This is a genomic window from Parendozoicomonas sp. Alg238-R29 (genome assembly GCF_947331445.1).
Lineage (GTDB): Bacteria > Pseudomonadota > Gammaproteobacteria > Pseudomonadales > Endozoicomonadaceae > Sansalvadorimonas.
Genome location: NZ_CAMZOG010000179.1, coordinates 1 through 2441 on the forward strand (window position 1 = coordinate 1; position 2441 = coordinate 2441).

The 2441-nt window shown below is 44.7% G+C and carries 1 protein-coding gene; it reads right to left on the reverse strand.

The window, feature by feature from the left end; all coding sequences use genetic code 11:
* Positions 1-2441 (reverse strand): hypothetical protein (locus QMA35_RS21340; RefSeq protein WP_281649158.1); only part of this gene is annotated, 2441 nt, incomplete at both ends.

Sequence of the window (2441 nt, forward strand, 5' to 3'; positions counted from 1 at the left end):
CGCTATTGAGTTTGGCATGGTCTTGTGCAAGATCTGTGTTGCGTTGTTCCAGTCCGCTGACCTGATGTTCCAGCTGACTGATTCTTTGTTCTTTGTCGTTTTCTGATTTTTCCAGCTCTTTTATTTTTGCCAAAAGTTTTTTGTTGTCGCTCTCCAGTCGCGAGTTTGACTGTTTCTGTAACTCAGCTGTTTCCAGAGAATAATCAATGAGTTGTGTGGCTTTTTCTACTTCTATCCTACGCTGCTGTAACTCTTCTTTTGTTCGCACCAAGTCATCAGTGTTTGCACTCAGTAAGCTCTGTTGCTCGCGAAGAGCTTCTGACTGATTATTTACTTGTTGTTCTAGTGTTGCCCTTAGAAAAACAGCCTGACTGTATTGGGTGTTGGCGTTTGACAACTGCCTCTCAAGAGTAGTGTTTCGTTCAAGTAACCATGTAACGGCTTGTTCAAGGTTTTCGGGTGAATTCTGGTCGGCAGAGCTTGTGGTGGAGGTTTCTCTGATTGCTGTAATGAGAGACTGGTTGCGAAGCTTGAACTGCTCAAGTTCGGCTTCTGCACTGCGAAGTTGCTCCTGTAAGGTCTGATTAGTGTTTTTCAGGGAAGCTATGCGTTCTTGTTGGTCAGATTGGCTTTTGATAACAGTGGCGTTCTCTGATTTCAGCTGTGTTACTTCCTGTTTAATGGCCTCCAGTTCGTCGCGGTTGCTTTTTAGTAGTTCCTGATGTTCTTTCAAGCTCTGTTCAGAAAGTGCTCTCTCTTCCATTAATTGATGACATCTTGTTGTCAGCAGTTCTTGCTCAAAGGCAAGTTTTGCCAGTTGTTTTTCTTTCTCTGCAAGTGTTTGGCTGACCTGTGCTCTTTCACGCTCTCGCTCGGTTTCCCACTTTTGTTTGTCTAGCTTGTGATGGCCGGTTGCTGTTCTGAGTTGATGGTTTTCACTTTTGGCTTTGCCAAGTTCATCCTGGAGTTTAGATGTTTCTTTGTCTTTATCTTCCAGCCTTTCTCTGAATTTACGGAGTTGTTTGAGAGCGGATTCCAGTCTCTGACTTGTCTGTTCAAGAGTGATCTCTACTGTTTTGTTTTTTTCAAGGGATGTGGTGAGCTGATGTTGTATTTCACTGATAGTGCGAGAGGCTGTGTTCTTTGCATGGGCCAGTTCGGTTAACTCTCTGCGAAGGTTCAGAACCTGGGATTGAAAATCTTTGTTGGCTTCCTGGGCATTTTTAAGAAACTCTCGAACTTCTGTGAGCTCTTCATTCCGGGCGTAAAGCTCCGTTTCTTTTCTACCGATTCTCTGTGCGAGGGTTTCATTTTCTTTTTTGAGACTATCTATTTCCGTGCGGTTGGCTCTGCCCTGGTCGGTTAATGCTTTGCATGATTTTTCAATGTCATCTTTTTTCTTGTGTAATTGTTCAAGTTCAACATTGAGTTGAAATGCTGCATTGCTTCTGACATTCAGCTCTGATTGAAGGCTCGTCTGGGCATCAATGAGTTTCTGGTTAGCGAGTTGAGAGGATTCCAGTTCGCTTTCGAGCTCAGAGAGTTGCTTCAAAAGGTTCTGGTGCTCTTTTGTTTCGGTTTCAGGAACTATTTGGGTTTCGTGTTCAACTCTCGCAGCGTGGGTTATGTGCTGGCTGGATTTGGTGGAGTTATCTTTAATCTGTTGCCTTAATTGGGACGCTTTTTCCGTGAGATTATGTGTTGCCAGTTTCAGTTTTTCACTTTCTTCTTTGATCTGTTCAAAGTGCTCTCTTTGAAGTTTGGCCTGTTCCTGAGTTTCAAGTAACTCGTCATCGGGCAATCCAAAGGAATCACCAGATTTCAAGGTTTTTCTCAGAAGCGAATTACCGGTTGGAGGCAGACTTTCATCCAATAGGAGTGGTGACGTTGATGATGGAATTGACGAGGTTGATGACAGGCGTCGCTCTAGCCAGCTGTGTGGGGGGAAAATATTCCCGCCTTCTTCAAAATGTTCCAGCAGGGTCTGTTCGCCATAGCTCTGGCAGCTAGCAGCTATGGGTTGATCCAGATTCAATGTGCTGGAATGAACTTCATAACCAAGATTGGTGACGTGATAACCAGGTGCCAACTTATAACCGTGGGGAACGTAGATGTAGCCTTTGCTAGGAACTTCGATAACAGTGGAGGGGGTGTAAACTTCTAAGGCTTCAGTGCCCGAAACACCGGTGGCTATAACTTTTTCTTTGCCTTTTTCAAAGTTTCGCGCTCGATCATTAACTGGAACAACTGTGGCTGATGGTACAGAGATAGGAGCCGAAAAAGCCCGAAAGGCAAGAAGCTCAGCACGCAGCCTTTCATCTCTGGGAATGCCTCTGGTTTTGCGGCGTGATAGAGGTTTGTAGGGTACGCTGTCTCTGTCACCGGTTGGTAAATGCTTTTGAAAGTTTCTAGCGGATGAGCTAGAAAGTGACGAGTTACTG